Source organism: Arthrobacter sp. SPT-J7 (assembly GCF_059089965.1).
Map to the genome: position 1 here is coordinate 1 of NZ_JBNHFF010000518.1, position 712 is coordinate 712.

2 protein-coding genes are annotated in these 712 nt (G+C 63.9%); both read right to left on the reverse strand.

What is annotated here, in order from left to right:
* Positions 1–205 precede the first annotated feature (205 nt).
* Positions 206–520, reverse strand: coding sequence for a hypothetical protein (locus AC5RWX_RS34010; RefSeq protein ID WP_494100533.1), 315 nt, complete (start codon positions 518–520; stop codon positions 206–208).
* A gap of 99 nt (positions 521–619) precedes the next feature.
* Positions 620–712, reverse strand: a 93-nt coding sequence (locus AC5RWX_RS34015; RefSeq protein ID WP_494100534.1) for a hydroxyisourate hydrolase, incomplete at its 5' end; no start/stop codon positions are given.

A 712-nucleotide genomic window follows, 5' to 3' on the forward strand; every position in this document is an offset into this window, starting at 1 on the left:
CGGTGCTGCAGTGCATACAGCCCGTAATAGGTTAGTTTTGCTACTTCTTCACCTGGTGCCCAGACTCCGAAAACGCCACAGGCGTCCTGCGGGCCTTTTTCGCCAGGGAGAAGATCATGGGAAAGTTTTCCATCGCCGCGTGCCACTGGTCGATTATCTCACGACATGGGGTAAGACTTTTCCGGCCACCGGTTTATGACCGGCGCTAGGGCTGGGAATCCGTATCCGGTGTGGAGTCCGGCACGGACTCCACAACGGCCCGCTGCTGCCGCTTGACGCTGCGGCGGTCCAGGATGAGCGCCAATACGGCGCCCAGAACCGCGCCGCCGGCGGCGAACAGCACCAGGAAGAATCCGAAGACGGAGCCCGAGTCGAAGCTTGGCGTTTCCGGCAGACCGTAGGCCACCACTGCCGCAGCGGCGGTGCCCACCAGTGCGCCCAGAACCAGGAACGGGACGTACTTGGGCGCGCGGCGGACGATGATTTCGCGGCGCTCGGCGGGGGGTTGTTCAGAAGGCATGCATCAAGCCTACTGCCGGAGTTTTTGTCCGCGTAACGGCCTCCGCCGGCGCGTGCAGGCCTGCCAAGCGCACAAAAACTCCGGCGGCGGCGGTCAGCTTCAGCTGCCCCGGTAGGTGGAGTAGGCGAACGGGCTGAGCAGGAGGGGGACGTGGTAATGCTCGGGGCCCGTGACTTCGAACACAAGGTCCAC

Excerpts from the sequence above, each read along its gene's own strand:
- AC5RWX_RS34010 (WP_494100533.1), bottom strand. The coding sequence starts at position 520 with ATGCCTTCTGAACAACCCCCCGCCGAGCGCCGCGAAATCATCGTCCGC.